Below are 14,756 nucleotides of genomic sequence, written 5' to 3'. Positions count from 1 at the left end.
CAATCCGCATTTAGCCGTTGACGCGCCGCGCATCGCTGACGCTCGAATTATCCTTCAGCTGCGACAGCAGCCGGTTGAGGTGCTTGAGGTCCCAGACCTCAAGATCGATCAGCATCTCGGTGAAATCGGGTGCGGTGCGTATCATCGACAGCGTGTGGATGTTGGCGTCGTTGGACGCCACCACCTGGGCGATGTCGGCCAATGAACCCGGCGCGTTAATGGCGGTAACCGAGATACGCGCCGGGAAACGCTCCTTGGTGCGCTCGTCGATGTCCCAGCGCACATCGATCCAGCGCTCGGGCTGGTCGTCGAAGGCCTGCAGCGCCGGCGACTGGATCGGGTAGATGGTGATGCCGGTTCCCGGCTGGATGATGCCGACGATGCGGTCGCCGGGCACGGCGCCTTCCGGCGCGAAGCGCACCGGCAGGTCGCCACGCACGCCGCGGATCGGGACCGCGCCGTCGCGTTGCTGGTTCTTGCTGTCCTTGCGTGCGGCGCGGGTGCCGGGCATCTGGAACAGCATGCCGGCGGCGTTGCGGATCTTCGACCAGCCTTCTTCGCGCTGCTTGGGCGGCGTGACGGTGACGCGCTCGTCCTTATAGTCGGGGAAGACTGCTTTCATGACGTCGGTCGAGCTCAGTTCGCCGCGGCCGACGGAAGCCAGCACGTCCTCGATATCCTTGCGCGCCAGCCGGTGCAGCACCGGTTTCAGGCTCTCCTTGGTAAAAGTCTTGCCGGCGCGCTCGAAGGCGCGCTCCAGGATGCGGGCGCCGAGGCCGGAATATTGCTTGCGGATCGCGTTCTTGGTGGCGCGGCGGATGGCGGCGCGCGCCTTGCCGGTGACCACGACCGATTCCCAGGCGGCGGGGGGCACCTGCGCCTTGGAGCGGATGATCTCGACCTCGTCGCCATTCTTCAATTCCGTCATCAGCGGCATGATGCGGCCATTGACCTTGGCGCCGACGCAGGTGTCGCCGACATCGGTATGGACGGCATAGGCGAAGTCGATCGGGGTCGCGCCGCGCGGCAGCGCGATCAGCATGCCCTTGGGCGTGAAGCAGAACACCTGGTCCTGGAACAGCTCCAGCTTGGTGTTCTCGAGGAAATCCTCCGGATTGTCGCCTTCGGCCAGTTGCTCGATGGTGCGCCGCAGCCAGGCATAGGCGTTGGTCTCCCTGGAGATCGCATGACCCGTGCCGTTCATCTTGCCGCCGGTATCCTTGTAGATCGAATGCGCGGCGACGCCATATTCGGCTATCTTGTTCATCTCCTTGGTGCGGATCTGCAATTCGACGCGCTGGCGCGACGGGCCGACGATGGTGGTGTGAATCGAGCGATAGTCGTTCTGCTTCGGCGTCGAGATGTAGTCCTTGAAGCGGCCAGGCACCATCGACCAGGTGGTGTGGATGGCGCCAAGCGCGCGGTAGCAGTCGTCGACCGTATCGACCACGACACGGAAGCCGAAAATGTCGGAGAGCTGCTCGAAGGAAAGCGCCTTGGCCTCCATCTTGCGGAACACCGACCACGGCTTCTTCTGCCGGCTCTTCACGCTCGCCTTGATGGCGTGTTTCTCGAACAGGCCCGACAGCGCCGTCTCGATCTCCTGCAGGACGCCCTTGTTGCGCTCGAAAATCTCGGCAAGCCTTGCGGTGACGGCGCGGTAGGCCTCCGGATTAATGTAGCGGAAGGCGATTTCCTCCAGCTCCTCGCGCATGCCTTGCATGCCCATGCGCCCAGCCAGCGGCGCATAGATTTCCATCGTCTCCTCGGCGATGCGCAGGCGCTTGGACTCGGGCATATGGTCGAGCGTGCGCATGTTGTGCAGGCGGTCGGCGAGCTTGACCAGAAGAACGCGAATGTCCTCGGAGATCGCGAGCAGAAGCTTGCGCAGGTTCTCCGCCTGCTCGGCCTTCTTGGAGACCAGATCGAGCTTCTTCAGCTTGGTGAGACCCTCGACCAGCTTGCCCATTTCGGGGCCAAAGAGCTCGTCGATCTCGGCGCGGGTCGCGGTCGTATCCTCGATCGTGTCGTGCAGCAGGGCAACGGCGATGGTTGCCTCGTCCATGTGCATGTCGGTGAGGATGGCGGCGACTTCGAGCGGATGCGAGAAATATGGATCGCCCGAGGCGCGTTTCTGGTGGCCATGCTTCTGCATGGCATAGACGTAAGCCTTGTTGAGCAGCGCCTCGTTGACGTCAGGCTTGTAGCGCTGGACGCGCTCGACAAGCTCATACTGACGCATCATGGCGGGATCTCGCGGTGCTGAAATGATTGATGCGTCGCACTGGCGTGCGACGCATCCCATAGATAGCCACGAAACTTACGAGACGGAAGTGCCGGATGCTTGATCCAGGCGAACTCGGAAGCTTTTCAGAATCCGCTCAACAACCAGCTGAGCAGAATTGTCATAAGCCCTTAGTAGTCGTCGCTCTTTTCCGGCGGCACCAGACCTTCGATGCCGGCGAGCAGGTCTTCCTCGCTCATGCGGTCGAAGGCGATGTTTTCCTCAGCCTCGTCGGTGTCGGCTGCGACAGCGGTCGCGCCGGTCTGGTCGGTGATCGCCTCACCCTCGGCCTCCGGCTCGTCGACCTCGACATGCTTCTGCAGCGAGTGGATCAGGTCTTCCTTGAGGTCGTCGGGCGACAGCGTCTCCTCGGCGATCTCGCGCAGCGCAATGACCGGGTTCTTGTCGTTGTCGCGCGGAACGGTGATCTGCGCGCCCTGGCTGATCTGGCGGGCGCGATGGCCGGCGAGCAGCACGAGTTCAAAACGGTTGTCGACCTTGTCGATGCAATCTTCAACGGTTACGCGGGCCATGGACTGCCCCTTTCATGCGATGGATTTGGTGGAAAGCTGGCGCGCTCCATAACGCGGGCGCGGGCGAAATACAAGCTTTATGGCGCCGGCGCCAACTTTGCGGTCCCTTGCCGGCTCATCATCGGAGCGCGCCATGATGGCGCCTACATAGTCGCGATCACAATTGCTTGCAATGCGGGCCGTGCCCTTGGATATCCACAAATTGCGCGTTATCTCGGATGTGACGGCACCGAGGTCCATTTGCCGGACCTATTCGTCAAACGCTTTTAGACGACAGAAATTTTCGAAAGGGATGTTTTTCAATGTTCGATCCCCGTGAAAAGATCGCTCTTTTCATCGACGGTGCCAATCTCTACGCCACGTCCCGCGCGCTGGGCTTCGACATCGATTACCGCAAGCTCCTGTCGAGCTTCCAGAAGCGCGGCTACCTGCTGCGCGCTTACTACTACACCGCGCTGGTCGAGGATCAGGAATATTCCTCTATCCGGCCGCTGATCGACTGGCTCGACTATAACGGCTTCAAGGTGGTGACGAAGCCCGCCAAGGAATTCACCGACTCGACCGGCCGCCGCAAGATCAAGGGCAATATGGACATCGAGCTGACCGTCGATGCGCTGGAGCTTGCCGATGTCGTCGACCATTATGTCATCTTCTCCGGCGACGGCGACTTCCGCACGCTGGTCGAGGCGCTGCAGCGGCGCGGCCGCAAGGTATCGATCATCTCGACCATGGCCTCGCAGCCGCCGATGATCTCGGACGATCTGCGACGCCAGGCCGACCATTTCATCGACCTGATGACGCTGAAGAGCGAAGTCGGCCGCGATCCGTCCGAGCGGCCGGTGCGCCGGCCGGAGCCCGCCGAAGTCGACGAGGACGATTATTGACGGACTGCGGCCTTGAGCGCCGCGCCCTCCCCCGAACCCGACCGTGACTGCCCGCTTTGCCCGCGGCTGCATGATTTCATCGCCGCCTGGCGCGAGCGTGAGCCGGGCTGGTTCAACGCGCCGGTGCCGACCTTCCTGCCGCCGGAAGGCGAGAATTCGGTCAAACTCCTGATCGTCGGGCTGGCGCCCGGCCTGCGCGGCGCCAACCGCACGGGACGCCCCTTCACCGGCGACTATGCCGGCGACCTGCTCTACGGCACGATGATCACGCACGGCCTGGCGCGCGGCGAGTTCAAGGCAAGGCCGGATGACGGACTCGAGCTTGTCGGCACGGCCATCACCAATGCGGTGCGCTGCGTGCCGCCGGAGAACAAGCCGGTGGGCGCCGAGATCGCCACCTGCCGGACTTTTTTGAAATCCACGATCGCGCGCTTCCCCAACCTTCGCGCCATCCTGACGCTGGGTTCGATCGCGCATCAGTCGACGGTGCGGGCGTTGGGTGAGCGCGTCGCAGCCTTTCCGTTCCAACATGGCGGGCGGCAGGAAGCCGGCAGCGGCATCGCGCTGTTTTCCAGCTATCACTGCTCGCGCTACAACACCAATACGGGTGTGCTGACGGAGGAGATGTTCGTCAGCGTGTTCAAAGAGATCGCGGCGTTCCTGAAGACCTAGATTCAGAGTGCCCCGGTGGGCCCGGCGATTATACCGGCAGCAGTGCATGCGGCTTCACGTTGCCGATCGAGGCATAGGTGTGCGTCTCCTTCACTCCCGGCAGCGCAAGAATGACCCGCGTCAGAAAATCCTGATAGGCGGCCATTTCCGAAATTCGCGCCTTGACCAGATAGTCGAAGCCACCGACGACCATGTGGCACTCGAGAACCTCGGGCGCCTTGGTCACCGCTTCGGCGAAGCGTTCGAAAACATGAGGCGCGGTGTGATCGAGGCGAACCTCGATGAAGACGAGCGTGCCGCGCCCGATCTTGGCGGGATCCAGCACGGCCCTGACTGCGGTGATGTAGCCTTCCCGAAACAGCCGCTTCACCCGCATGCTGGTGCCGGTCGGCGACAGGCCGACACGCGCCGCCAGATCAAGCGTTGTGCGGCGCCCATCCTCCTGCAAAAGCCGAAGAAGACTGCGGTCGACCTCGTCGAGATCGCTTGCTTCTGGATTCACGTTAGAATGGCCTTTTTGATGTGAATTCCGCTACCATTTTCCAAAAAGAGGGTATTTCAATGCAGAAGCCCAGACAATAGCCTGCGCTTTCGCCGCAGCGGTGGAGACCGTCTCCACCGCCGGCGACATTAGGGGTGGCAGGTCGTGGCAGACGCAGGAAAAGCGAGACTGGCGATTATCGCCGGCCTCATCATGATCGGCATCTACGCCATCCAATTCGTCGCCGCCCGCTTCAGCCTCCGGGAGCACCTGACGGCGACGGATCTGGCCGCCTTGCGCTTTGGCGGCGCGGGCGTGGTCTTTCTGCCGATCGTCTGGCGCAGCGGCTTTGCAAGCATGAGGGCGCTTGGTTGGCGACGAGCTCTGGCATTGGCGGCGCTGGCCGGGTTGCCTTATCCGCTGATCATCAATTGGGGCCTGACCTATGCCCCTGCCGCCCATGCGGCGGCGCTTTGTCCAGCGTCGATCGTCTTCTTTTCGTTCCTGCTGTCACGCATCGTTTTCAACGAGCGCGCTCCGCAGCAACGGACCATCGGTGTCGTCGCGATCATCGCCGGCCTGTTGCTGTTCATTGCGCCGAGGCGTGGCGGCACCGGCGGCGTCCTCTTCGGCGATATGCTTTTCATCGGATCGGGGCTGATGTTCTCGACCTATGCCGTTCTTGTCCGGCGGTGGCGTGCCGATCCGGTCACCGCGACGGCTGCGGTGGTGCTTCTGTCGTGCTTGCCGTTGCCGGTTCTCTATTTCGTCGCACCAAGCCATATCCATGCCGCAGCCGCCACGGAGATCATCAGTCAGATCGTGATCCAGGGGATTCTGGCCGGCGCGGCAGCCATGTTTCTCTATACCTATGTCGTCGGGCAGTTGGGGCCGCAGATGGCGTCGCTGTTCCTGCCGGGCGTTCCGATTGCCACGGTATTTATCGGCATGGCCATACTCGGCGAAACGCCACTGGCGATCCAGTTCGCGGCCATCGCGATCATGGCGGTCGGGATGGGCCTGTCAGCGGTCGGAGGACGAATTGCAGGCAAACGTCCGAGCGCGCCTGCGCCCAGCGGATCCTGAGCCCGTCAGCGATGCGGCAGCCAATTCGGCGGCCGGGCAATTCAAGGCGTCGGTGCAAACAACTCAGCCAGCGTATCGCGGCTGCCCCTTAGGACGTTGAGATCGACATCGCCGTTGATGCCGTCGACGCGGCCCATATTGTGGTACTGCCAGTAGATCCAGTCGTTCTCGCGCGGTCTCATCGCCAGCGAACGCAGCCAGCGCTGACGGCTAAGGATGCTTCCGGAATAGGCGTCGGCTGCCTCATCGGTCAGATAGAAGATCGCCTGCTTGCCGAACGCCGCCTCGACAGGGCCGAGGAAAGCGGCAAGCTCGGCGTTCAACTGCTCCGGGGACGGACGCTGCGGGCAATTGCCGCCGAACTCGATGTCGACCACCGGCGGCAGAAGCGGTTCGCCGCGCGGCACCACCGCCATGAAATTCTTCGCCTGATCGGCGCCTGGGCGGCAGAAGGTGAAGAAGTGATAGGCGCCGACCGCCAGGCCGGCCGCGCGGGCTTCGCGCAGATTGGTCGCAAACAGGGTGTCGACATGGGTGCCGCCTTCGGTCGCCTTGATGATGGCGAAGGCGACATCATCGGCCGCGACGCGCGGCCAGTCGATCTTTCCCTGATGATGGGAAACGTCGATGCCCCGGATCGGGAATTCCGCGCGGTCCGGCGAAAAGCCACGGAACCAGAAGAACGCACCCGCCGCCACGGCACAGGCAACAACCACGCCGGCAAGCCCCCAGAACACAATCCGCTTGCCCAAGACATCCCCCGTCGGAAGGCGCGTACGCGCCAGACCAGAGAACCGGCCGGCGGCTTTTTTTTCGGGCGGCCGGGTGCGGGCGGCCCGGGAGCTTAGCCGCGCTCCTTCAGCAGCCGGCCCTTCTCGCGCGACCAGTCGCGCTGCTTTTCGGTCTCGCGCTTGTCGTGCAGTTTCTTGCCGCGGGCAACCGCGAGCAGCAGCTTGGCGCGGCCGCGATCGTTGAAATAGATTTTCAGCGGCACCAGCGTCATGCCCTCGCGCTCGACGCTTTGCGAGAGTTTCGCCATCTCGCGCTTGGAGACCAGCAATTTGCGGCGGCGGCGCGGTTCGTGGTTGAAGCGGTTGGCCTGCAGATATTCCGGAAGATAGGAATTGATCAGCCAGATCTCGCCGCCCTCGGCCGAAGCGTAGCTTTCCTGGATGTTAGCCTGGCCCTGGCGCAGCGACTTGACCTCGGTGCCGGTCAGCACCAAGCCGGTCTCTATCGTGTCGAGCACCTCATAGGAAAAGCGCGCCTTGCGGTTTTCGGCGACCGTCCTGTTATTGGGATCGGCTTTCTTGACTTGATTCATGACGTCCAGAGTCCGTTTCGAAACTCGCTCCTGCGAGTCAGGTGAAGGTGTCACCGAGAACCGGAGCGGAGCGTACATATAGTACGTGAGTACCGGAAGCGCAGGTGGCGCCTTCAGATGGCCGCAGGAGTAGAGTTTCCAGACGGTCTCGCTAATTAATCAAGCCGGCATGCTTAAGCGCCGCGTCGAGCTTCTCGGCGGTCGAAGCTTCGACCGTCACCAGCGGCGAACGCACCACGTTCTCGACCTTGCCCAGCTTCGACAGCGCGTATTTGGCGCCGGATACGCCGGGTTCGATGAAGATCGCCTTGTGCAGCGGCAAGAGCCGGTCCTGCAGCTCGAGCGCCCTGGCGCTGTCGCCGGAGAGCGTCGCTTCCTGGAATTCGGCGCAGAGCCGCGGCGCAACGTTGGACGTCACCGAGATGCAGCCGACGCCGCCATGAGCGTTGAAACCGAGCGCGGAAGCATCCTCGCCGGAGAGCTGGATGAAATCCTTGCCGCAGGTCATGCGCTGCTCCGAGACACGCTCGACCTTGCCGGTGGCATCCTTGACGCCGACGATATTCTTGAAGTCATGCGCCAGGCGGCCCATCGTGTCGGGCATCATGTCGATCACCGAGCGCGGCGGGATGTTGTAGATGATGATCGGCAGCTTGGTCGCGCGGGCAACGGCGGCGAAATGCTCATAAAGGCCGCGCTGCGTCGGCTTGTTGTAATAAGGCGTGACCACAAGGGCAGCATCGGCGCCGGCCTGTTCGGCATACTTCACCAGGCCGACAGCTTCCTCGGTGTTGTTGGAGCCCGCGCCGGCCACGACCGGCACCCTGCCCTTGGCCACCTCGATAGCGACCTTCACGACATGGCGGTGCTCCTCATGCGAGAGCGTCGGCGACTCGCCGGTAGTGCCGACGGGAACGAGGCCCTTGGTGCCCTCGGCGATCTGCCATTCGACGAAAGCGCGAAAGGCTTTCTCGTCGAAGCGCCCGCTCTTTTCGAACGGTGTCACGAGCGCGGTGAGCGAGCCTCTCAGCATATCCTCCAAACTCCTTGGAACTTGTTCGTTTATCATGTCGTTACCCAAAAGCCGGTTCCTGGTTTGGGCAACATGCGTCGGCATCTTATTTGCGCGCCTTCTAACCGAAAGCGAAGCCGCGCACCATAGTCTCGACATGGTTCAGCGGCAAGCATCGGCGTAGTGCCAGCAAGCGCCATTCGAACGGCCTCGATAACCTTTTGTTTACGAGCCCTTCACGACCTAGGTTTAGGCTTCGCGTCGGGGTCTCAAGTGCCCGCGCCTGCTGACGATGTGCTAGGATCGTAAAATGCCGACGAGGCGGCCACATCTTTTCGCGCTTTTGGGAGCGATCGTCGCGCTGATGCCAGGCATGGCAATCGGCGGCAGCGTCGACGCGCGCATGACAGCCTCGATCCCGGGTCCCGATGCACCGCAGGCGCTCGGCCCCACAGCGCCGTCTACCGACATAGCACACCTCAAGAGCGGCCTCGACGCGCTTGCCGCCAACAACATTGCCGGCGCGCGCAATGCCCGCGACACGCTGCCCGCCACTTCGCTCGACAGGCATATCCTCGCCTGGGCGATCGCGCTCTATGGAGGCGACCAGGTGCCGAGCGGCGAGATTGCCGATGCCGCCAAGATGCTTCCCGGGTGGCCGGGCACGATCGCGCTGCGCAAGAACAGCGAGCGTGCGCTCTATCGCGAAAACCCGCCGCCGCAAGTGGTGGTTCAGGCCTTCGGCCGCAGCCAGCCGCTGACGCCCGAGGGCGTCATCATCCTTGCCCGCTCGCAGGTGGCGCTTGGCAACCAGGCCGCCGCCCGCGCGGTGCTGGTGCCGTTCTGGCGCAGCGAAAAGCTGGAAGCCAAGGATGAGAATGCCATCACCAAGGAGTTCGGTACGCTGATTCCGGCGGCCGACCATCGCTACCGCATGGAGCGCATGTTCTACGCCGACCGGCCATCCTCAGCTCTGCGGGTCGCCGGCCTCGCCGGCGCGCAGCCGCTGGCGGATGCGTGGGCGGCCGCCGACAAGGGCGACAAGAACGCCGCCAAGCTGTTGAAGGCGGTGCCCGCGGCGCAGCGCTCGGCGGGCTATTTCTTCGCCGAGGCGGAATATCTGCGCAAGCAGCAGAAATTCGCCGACGCCGCTGCTGTCGTGATGAAGGCGCCGACCGATCGCGAATCGCTGGTCGACCCCGATGCCTGGTGGGTCGAGCGCCGCGTGCTGTCGCGCGAGCTGGTCGACCAAGGCGACATGAAGACCGCCTACAAAATCGTCTCCATGCATGCGGCCGAAAGCCCGGCCAATGCCGCCGAGGCCGAATTCCACGCCGGCTGGTATGCGCTGCGCGGCCTCAACGATCCGGCGACCGCCGCCACCCACTTCAAGCGCATTACCGAGCTCGCCCAGGGACCGGTGTCGCTGTCGCGCGCCTATTACTGGCTCGGCCGCGCGGCGGAAGTCGGCGGCCCGGGCAGCGCCAAGGATTATTTCACGCGCGCTGCCAGCTACGGCACGACCTTCTACGGCCAGCTCGCGGGCGAGCGCGTGGGGCTGAGGACCCTCAACATCTCCTATCCGAAACCGAGCGCCGCCGACCGCCAGAGCTTTGACGGCCGCGAGGCGGTGAGCGCGATCAAGCGGCTGCAGGAGGCTGGCTATGACCGCTACGCCGAAACGCTCTACCGCGATCTTGCCGGGCAGCTGACCAGTCCGGGCGAACTGACGCTGCTTGCGGTGCTGGCCGAAAAGCAGGGCAACCATTTCATGGCGCTGAAGGTCGGCAAGATCGCCGCCCAGCGCGGCATCGATGTCGGCGCGCTGTCGCATCCGCTGGGTGTCATTCCCGATACGGCCAATATCTCCGGGTCGGGCAAGGCGCTCGCCTATGCCATCGCTCGCCAGGAAAGCGAGTTCAACATCGGCGCCGTCTCCAGTGCCGGCGCCCGCGGCCTGCTCCAGTTGATGCCGGGCACCGCCAAGCAGCTGGCGAAGAAGGCCGGCATGAGTTTCTCCCAGGCCAGGCTGACGAGCGATGCCGGCTACAACGCGACACTGGGCTCGGCCTTTCTCGGCGAGCAGCTCGACCGCTTCGCCGGCTCCTATGTGCTGACCTTCGCCGGCTACAATGCCGGCCCGAACCGCGCCGCCCAGTGGATGGCGAAATACGGCGATCCGCGCGGCAAGGACGTGGATGCGGTCGTCGATTGGATCGAGCGGATCCCCTACACGGAAACAAGAAGTTACGTGCAACGCGTGATGGAAAATTACGAGGTCTACAAGATGCGTATTTCGGGGAAATACGACATCGTGGGGGACCTTGTGAATGGGCGGAACTGAGCGCTTTTCCTTCTCCCTTGTGGGAGAAGGTGGCCGAGCGAAGCTCGGTCGGATGAGCGGTGTTCAGCTTGGCGGTATGTCTGAAATCGCCGCGGTCTCATTCCTTCCAGCACCCCTCATCCGTCTCGGCGCTCTCGCGCCGATCCACCTTCTCCCGCAAGGGGAGAAGGCGAAGAGTGTTTGACGACCCCTGCCCTCGCCTGTAGCTGTCGATGACCCCAGTGAGGAGCGGCATTGCGATGGCGAGCGGCGAAGGTTTCTCCGACTTCTTTTACACTGCCCCCGATGGTTTAAGACTCCATGCCCGGATCTATGGCGAAGCGAATGCCGGCAGTTGGCCGGTCGTCTGCCTGCCCGGCCTCACCCGCAACGCCCGCGACTTCCATGAGCTGGCGCTCTATCTTTCCAATCGGGCCAAGAACCCGCGGAAAGTCGTCGCCTTCGACTACCGAGGCCGCGGGCAATCCGACCACGATCCCGATATCGGCCATTATAATGTTGGGGTCGAAGCTGGCGACGTGCTTGCCGGACTGTCGGCGCTCGGCATCGAGCAGGCCGCCTTCATCGGCACCTCGCGCGGCGGGTTGATCATCCATGTGCTCGGGGCATTGAAGCCGGCCGTCCTGAAGGCCATCGTGCTGAACGACATCGGCCCGGTGATCGGGGTCGAGGGCCTCGCCCATATCCGCTCCTATCTCGACCGCGCGCCGAAACCGAAGACATTCGCCGAAGCGGTGGATGCTCAGCGGCGCGTGCATGGCGCCGATTTCCCGGCGCTCACCGATGTCGACTGGGCGCGGATGGTCCGGGCAATCTGCCGTGAGACGGAGGCCGGCTGGGTGCCGGATTTCGATCCGGCCCTGGTCGACACGCTGGCCGGCATCGATTTCGGCAAGCCGCTGCCGGATCTGTGGCCGCAATTTGACGCGCTCGCCGCGACTCCGCTGCTTGCCATTCGCGGCGCGAACTCGAAACTGCTATCCACGGCGACGCTTCAAGAGATGCAGGAGCGGCATCCCGGCATGGAATCGATCACCGTCGAAGGCCAGGGCCACGCGCCCTTCCTCGAAACCGGCGATTTGCCGGAAAGGATCGCGCATTTCTCGATCGAGAAGAAAATCGAGCCACACAAAAGTGATGCCCGAGCCTACATCGGCCCGGGCTTTTCTCCTGAAGTATAGAATTTCTCCGCCAGCCGGGCCGATCCGACCGGCCTATTCGCCTTTCGAACGCTTGCGGGGCGTCTTGGCCGGTTCCGACCCTTTCGCTTTCCGAGACGCTGGGGCGGAGGTCGGCGTGGTGAGGGGCGAAGCGAACATAGAGTTCTCCGCCGACCGAGGCGACGACTCCTGACTGCGCGGCTTCTCGAGGACGGTGACGCAGCCGTCGAGATCGTTGGTGGCCAGGTGGGCGTAACGCATGGTCATCGACAAGGTCTGGTGGCCCAGCCACATCTGGACGCGCCTTATGTCGATACCGCCCTGAACGAGGCGGGAAGCGCAAGTGTGACGCAGGATATGCGGCACCACCTGCTCGTCGGCGCCGAGACCGACTTCCGTCTTCGCGTCGTTCCAGATGGCGCGGTACTGCGCCTGGGTGAGCTTGGTGAACGGGCCTTTCGGCCGGCGTCCTTCGGTGTTCGGCGGCAGCTTGATGACTTCCTTGACGCGCTCCGTCATCGGAATGGTGCGGCTGCGGCCGGACTTGGTGATCCAGCACGAGACCCGGTGTTCCTGGATGTCGTTCCAGATCAGGCCGAGCGCCTCGCCGAGGCGGCAGCCGGAATCGACCAGGAAGACGGAAAGCCTGTAAGCATCCTCGCTGCGGCTGCGGATCGTGGCGAACAGCCTCGCCTCTTCGTCCCTTTCCAGGAAACGAATCCGTCCCGCCCGCTCCTTCTGGCGGCGGAACTCGGGCAGGCTGTGGATATCTCCCATCTTATGCGCCTTACGCAGCAATTTGCTGAGTGCAGCCATCTTGCGATTGATGGTTGCGTTGCTGTTGCCGCGCTGGCGCAATGTGCCGATAAGATTGTCCAGGGTATTCTGGTCAAAGGTGCTGAAACGATCTCCAAGAAGAATCTCGTCTATTTCACCGATGAAAGAGCTGACATTGTATTTATGCCGCCCGTCATCCCAGAGTATATCTCGATAAGCTGCAAAAAGCTCCCCGACCTATACGACTTTACTTCTCTGAACTTGTTGTACGTGTATCGAAAGTTCGAGTTCTGAGAAGAAAAGACCGCAAAGTGAGCAGAGGACCCCCCTCTTGAATCGCTTCGTTCGTCATTTTTTGACCACACCCCCGAGTGGATAGGCACAGCTACCCGCTTGGAAGCGTCCTTTCAAGAGTTTTTGTCCGACAAAATGATTTCAACCGCCAGACGGCGGATCCCGACGAAACCATTTCACAGACTTCAGCTACCAGTACCCCCTTCTCGTCTTTCGTTTGCCCTCACCCAGTCACGAAAACAAATCCAGCCCGGGCAAGAAAACGCCCGGGCTGGATTTCACCTGTGCACGTCCAGCCCTTAGAAGTCGCGCTGGAAGCGGATCATGCCGCCGATGCCGTCGAACTTGCCATGATAGTCGCTGGCGGACGCATTGATGTAGTCGACTTCGCCAGTAACCGTGAAGCCAGGAACCAAGGTGTAGGCAACGTTGGCCGCGAGGCCAAACTTCTTGCCTTCGTCATACGACGCCTGGACGTTGAACGAGGCTTTCTCGTTGAACTTGTAAGAGCCACCGCCCCAGACAGCCCAGTTGCCGTCCCAAAGCTTGAAGAAGTTGTGCCCCGACGGATTTGGCTGGAAGCCGCCAACGTTGAAATCCTCACCGCCGTAACCGCCCATGACGAACAGCGACAGTTCGTTGGTGGCATTCACGTCCAAGCGGACCTTACCAGCAAACTCTCCGAAGTTGCTGTCATAGGCTGCAACACCGGTGATGGCACCCCAGCCCTGTGTGTACTTCACGCCACCGACGACATGCGGCACATAGCTGTCGATGGTGTAGCTGCTAGAACCCTCTTCAAGCGAAACCACGGCCGAGAAGCCATTGCCTGCATCGAAGTAGTACTGAACGACGTTGGTGTCGAAGCTGCCATAAGGAACCAGCGTATCCTGGATGACGTTGCCGGCGTAGCCGATGAACGTGTCGAAAGCCGATTCGTCCTTACCGACGCGCAGGCCACCGAGCTGGATCCAGGCGAAGTTCAGTGAGACGCCCTTGTTGTAGGCGAAATTGTCCGTGCCACCGGGAATACTGACGCCATCGATACTGAAGGTGTGACCCAAGCCACCCTGGTTGCCGAAATTGAAGCGAGTCTCGGTGTAGGTCTTCAACGTGCCGAGCTCGGTTTCCTGACCGGTCCAGGTCTTCAGCGTGAAGCGGGCGTTCTTCTTCCAGGTACCCTGGCTGTCGCCGTCCTTGACGTCGGCGCCACGAGCACCGTCGAACGAGCCCAAATCGCCGCCAGCCGCATCGTAGCGGATGTAGCCACCGATGCGCAGGCAGGTTTCGGTGCCCGGGATGTAGAAGTAGCCGGCGCCGTAGACGTCGCAGATCTTGACGTATTCGGCCGGTTCCGGCTCGGCGACGGTCACCGCGTCGGCGGCGCGAGCACCGGAAACTGCGATCAGGGCCGCAGCTGAGCCGAGAAGAAGGCTCTTGATGTTCATTTTCTGACCTCCAGTCAGAATCGGACGGGAAAAACGAGCCAGTCCGACCTGCTTGGGAGTCAACTCATTGTTACTACGATTTTTTTTCGAAAAAATGAGTTCAGTATGTGCCCGCGACCATCTCACCAAAAACGTTTGTTGGCGAACGCATGGGCGGATCCGGATTTGAGGTAGCGCTCGAAAGAAGTCGCTTTGGCTTGGTCCGAGAAAGCGACGTAAGTGACGACTCGCCAGGGCCGGAACTTGGAAGTGTGATTGGATTTTCCGGAGTTATGGTCGACAAGTCGTTGCTTCAGGTCCGACGTGATGCCGATATAGCGCTCGCCCTCCGCGGCTTCGCTCTCAATCAGATACACGTACCACACCACCCGGCCCTCCTTCGCCAAGGCTTTGGAGGGCATCCTCTCCGCCATCCTGCTTCGCGTAAACGTTAGGGCTTGTCCTGCGAAGCTCGGAC

The 14,756-nt window shown here is 62.3% G+C and carries 14 protein-coding genes and 1 pseudogene; 5 read left to right on the top strand and 10 right to left on the bottom strand.

Annotated features, from left to right (window positions below):
- Positions 1-10 precede the first annotated feature (10 nt).
- The 3 genes from LB553_RS09045 to LB553_RS09035 form a co-directional block, all read right to left on the bottom strand.
- Positions 11-2,245 carry a RelA/SpoT family protein gene (locus LB553_RS09045; RefSeq protein ID WP_224512455.1) on the bottom strand — a complete coding sequence of 745 codons (2,235 nt, stop codon included), beginning with the start codon at positions 2,243-2,245 and terminating at the stop codon, positions 11-13.
- A 170-nt stretch (positions 2,246-2,415) separates the two neighbouring features.
- Complete coding sequence (rpoZ, locus tag LB553_RS09040; RefSeq protein WP_224512452.1) at positions 2,416-2,817, bottom strand: DNA-directed RNA polymerase subunit omega; 402 nt, start codon at positions 2,815-2,817, stop codon at positions 2,416-2,418.
- Positions 2,818-2,829: 12 nt separating this feature from the next.
- A complete protein-coding gene (locus tag LB553_RS09035) occupies positions 2,830-3,057 on the bottom strand; it encodes a hypothetical protein (protein WP_224512450.1) in 228 nt (75 codons plus the stop codon).
- Between the two features lie 62 nt (positions 3,058-3,119).
- Here LB553_RS09035 and LB553_RS09030 point away from each other — a divergent pair, with 62 nt between their 5' ends.
- Positions 3,120-3,701 carry an NYN domain-containing protein gene (locus tag LB553_RS09030; protein WP_040984251.1) on the top strand — a complete coding sequence of 194 codons (582 nt, stop codon included), beginning with the start codon at positions 3,120-3,122 and terminating at the stop codon, positions 3,699-3,701.
- 12 nt (positions 3,702-3,713) lie between these two features.
- Positions 3,714-4,373, top strand: coding sequence for a uracil-DNA glycosylase (locus LB553_RS09025; RefSeq protein WP_224512448.1), 660 nt, complete (start codon positions 3,714-3,716; stop codon positions 4,371-4,373).
- 28 nt (positions 4,374-4,401) lie between these two features.
- Here the strand turns inward: LB553_RS09025 and LB553_RS09020 are convergent, their stop codons facing one another.
- Positions 4,402-4,875: an Lrp/AsnC family transcriptional regulator gene (locus tag LB553_RS09020; protein ID WP_224512446.1), complete on the bottom strand. Its 474-nt coding sequence runs from the start codon at positions 4,873-4,875 to the stop codon at positions 4,402-4,404.
- A gap of 144 nt (positions 4,876-5,019) precedes the next feature.
- On the opposite strand from LB553_RS09020, the gene LB553_RS09015 reads away from it, so the two are divergent.
- Entirely contained in the window at positions 5,020-5,940 is a 921-nt protein-coding gene (locus LB553_RS09015) for a DMT family transporter (protein WP_224512445.1), read from the top strand.
- 41 nt (positions 5,941-5,981) lie between these two features.
- Here LB553_RS09015 and LB553_RS09010 read toward each other — a convergent pair whose 3' ends face one another.
- The 3 genes from LB553_RS09010 to dapA all read right to left on the bottom strand — a co-directional run bounded on the left by LB553_RS09010 (position 5,982) and on the right by dapA (position 8,297).
- Entirely contained in the window at positions 5,982-6,692 is a 711-nt protein-coding gene (locus LB553_RS09010; RefSeq protein ID WP_224512444.1) for a GH25 family lysozyme, read from the bottom strand.
- 92 nt (positions 6,693-6,784) lie between these two features.
- Positions 6,785-7,264: an SsrA-binding protein SmpB gene (smpB, locus tag LB553_RS09005; protein ID WP_127877696.1), complete on the bottom strand. Its 480-nt coding sequence runs from the start codon at positions 7,262-7,264 to the stop codon at positions 6,785-6,787.
- Between the two features lie 151 nt (positions 7,265-7,415).
- Positions 7,416-8,297 (bottom strand): 4-hydroxy-tetrahydrodipicolinate synthase, encoded by an 882-nt coding sequence (dapA, locus tag LB553_RS09000; protein WP_224512443.1) that lies wholly within the window; start codon positions 8,295-8,297, stop codon positions 7,416-7,418.
- A gap of 289 nt (positions 8,298-8,586) precedes the next feature.
- Here dapA and LB553_RS08995 point away from each other — a divergent pair, with 289 nt between their 5' ends.
- Together LB553_RS08995 and LB553_RS08990 are read left to right on the top strand one after the other, a co-directional pair.
- On the top strand, positions 8,587-10,620 hold the full coding sequence (locus LB553_RS08995; protein ID WP_224512442.1) for a lytic transglycosylase domain-containing protein: 2,034 nt from the start codon (positions 8,587-8,589) through the stop codon (positions 10,618-10,620).
- A 239-nt stretch (positions 10,621-10,859) separates the two neighbouring features.
- Positions 10,860-11,801, top strand: a complete 942-nt coding sequence (locus LB553_RS08990; RefSeq protein ID WP_224512441.1) for an alpha/beta fold hydrolase — start codon at positions 10,860-10,862, stop codon at positions 11,799-11,801.
- 33 nt (positions 11,802-11,834) lie between these two features.
- Here the strand turns inward: LB553_RS08990 and LB553_RS08985 are convergent.
- The 3 genes and pseudogenes from LB553_RS08985 to LB553_RS08975 form a co-directional block, all read right to left on the bottom strand.
- Positions 11,835-12,909: pseudogene (locus LB553_RS08985) on the bottom strand (tyrosine-type recombinase/integrase).
- Between the two features lie 241 nt (positions 12,910-13,150).
- On the bottom strand, positions 13,151-14,299 hold the full coding sequence (locus LB553_RS08980) for a porin (protein WP_224512440.1): 1,149 nt from the start codon (positions 14,297-14,299) through the stop codon (positions 13,151-13,153).
- A 122-nt stretch (positions 14,300-14,421) separates the two neighbouring features.
- Positions 14,422-14,700: a GIY-YIG nuclease family protein gene (locus LB553_RS08975; protein WP_263483979.1), complete on the bottom strand. Its 279-nt coding sequence runs from the start codon at positions 14,698-14,700 to the stop codon at positions 14,422-14,424.
- Positions 14,701-14,756 lie beyond the last annotated feature (56 nt).

It is taken from the genome of Mesorhizobium sp. CA8, from assembly GCF_020164955.1.
In the GTDB taxonomy this organism is placed as follows: Bacteria; Pseudomonadota; Alphaproteobacteria; order Rhizobiales; family Rhizobiaceae; genus Mesorhizobium.
The sequence above is the reverse complement of the archived record's forward strand: the minus strand, read 5'-3'. Positions and strand labels throughout refer to the sequence as shown.

Excerpts from the sequence above, each read along its gene's own strand:
- LB553_RS09045 (WP_224512455.1), bottom strand. The coding sequence starts at position 2,245 with ATGATGCGTCAGTATGAGCTTGTCGAGCGCGTCCAGCGCTACAAGCCT.
- rpoZ (WP_224512452.1), bottom strand. The coding sequence starts at position 2,817 with ATGGCCCGCGTAACCGTTGAAGATTGCATCGACAAGGTCGACAACCGT.
- LB553_RS09035 (WP_224512450.1), bottom strand. The coding sequence starts at position 3,057 with ATGGACCTCGGTGCCGTCACATCCGAGATAACGCGCAATTTGTGGATA.
- LB553_RS09030 (WP_040984251.1), top strand. The coding sequence starts at position 3,120 with ATGTTCGATCCCCGTGAAAAGATCGCTCTTTTCATCGACGGTGCCAAT.
- smpB (WP_127877696.1), bottom strand. The coding sequence starts at position 7,264 with ATGAATCAAGTCAAGAAAGCCGATCCCAATAACAGGACGGTCGCCGAA.
- dapA (WP_224512443.1), bottom strand. The coding sequence starts at position 8,297 with ATGCTGAGAGGCTCGCTCACCGCGCTCGTGACACCGTTCGAAAAGAGC.
- LB553_RS08995 (WP_224512442.1), top strand. The coding sequence starts at position 8,587 with ATGCCGACGAGGCGGCCACATCTTTTCGCGCTTTTGGGAGCGATCGTC.
- LB553_RS08990 (WP_224512441.1), top strand. The coding sequence starts at position 10,860 with ATGGCGAGCGGCGAAGGTTTCTCCGACTTCTTTTACACTGCCCCCGAT.
- LB553_RS08980 (WP_224512440.1), bottom strand. The coding sequence starts at position 14,299 with ATGAACATCAAGAGCCTTCTTCTCGGCTCAGCTGCGGCCCTGATCGCA.
- LB553_RS08975 (WP_263483979.1), bottom strand. The coding sequence starts at position 14,700 with ATGCCCTCCAAAGCCTTGGCGAAGGAGGGCCGGGTGGTGTGGTACGTG.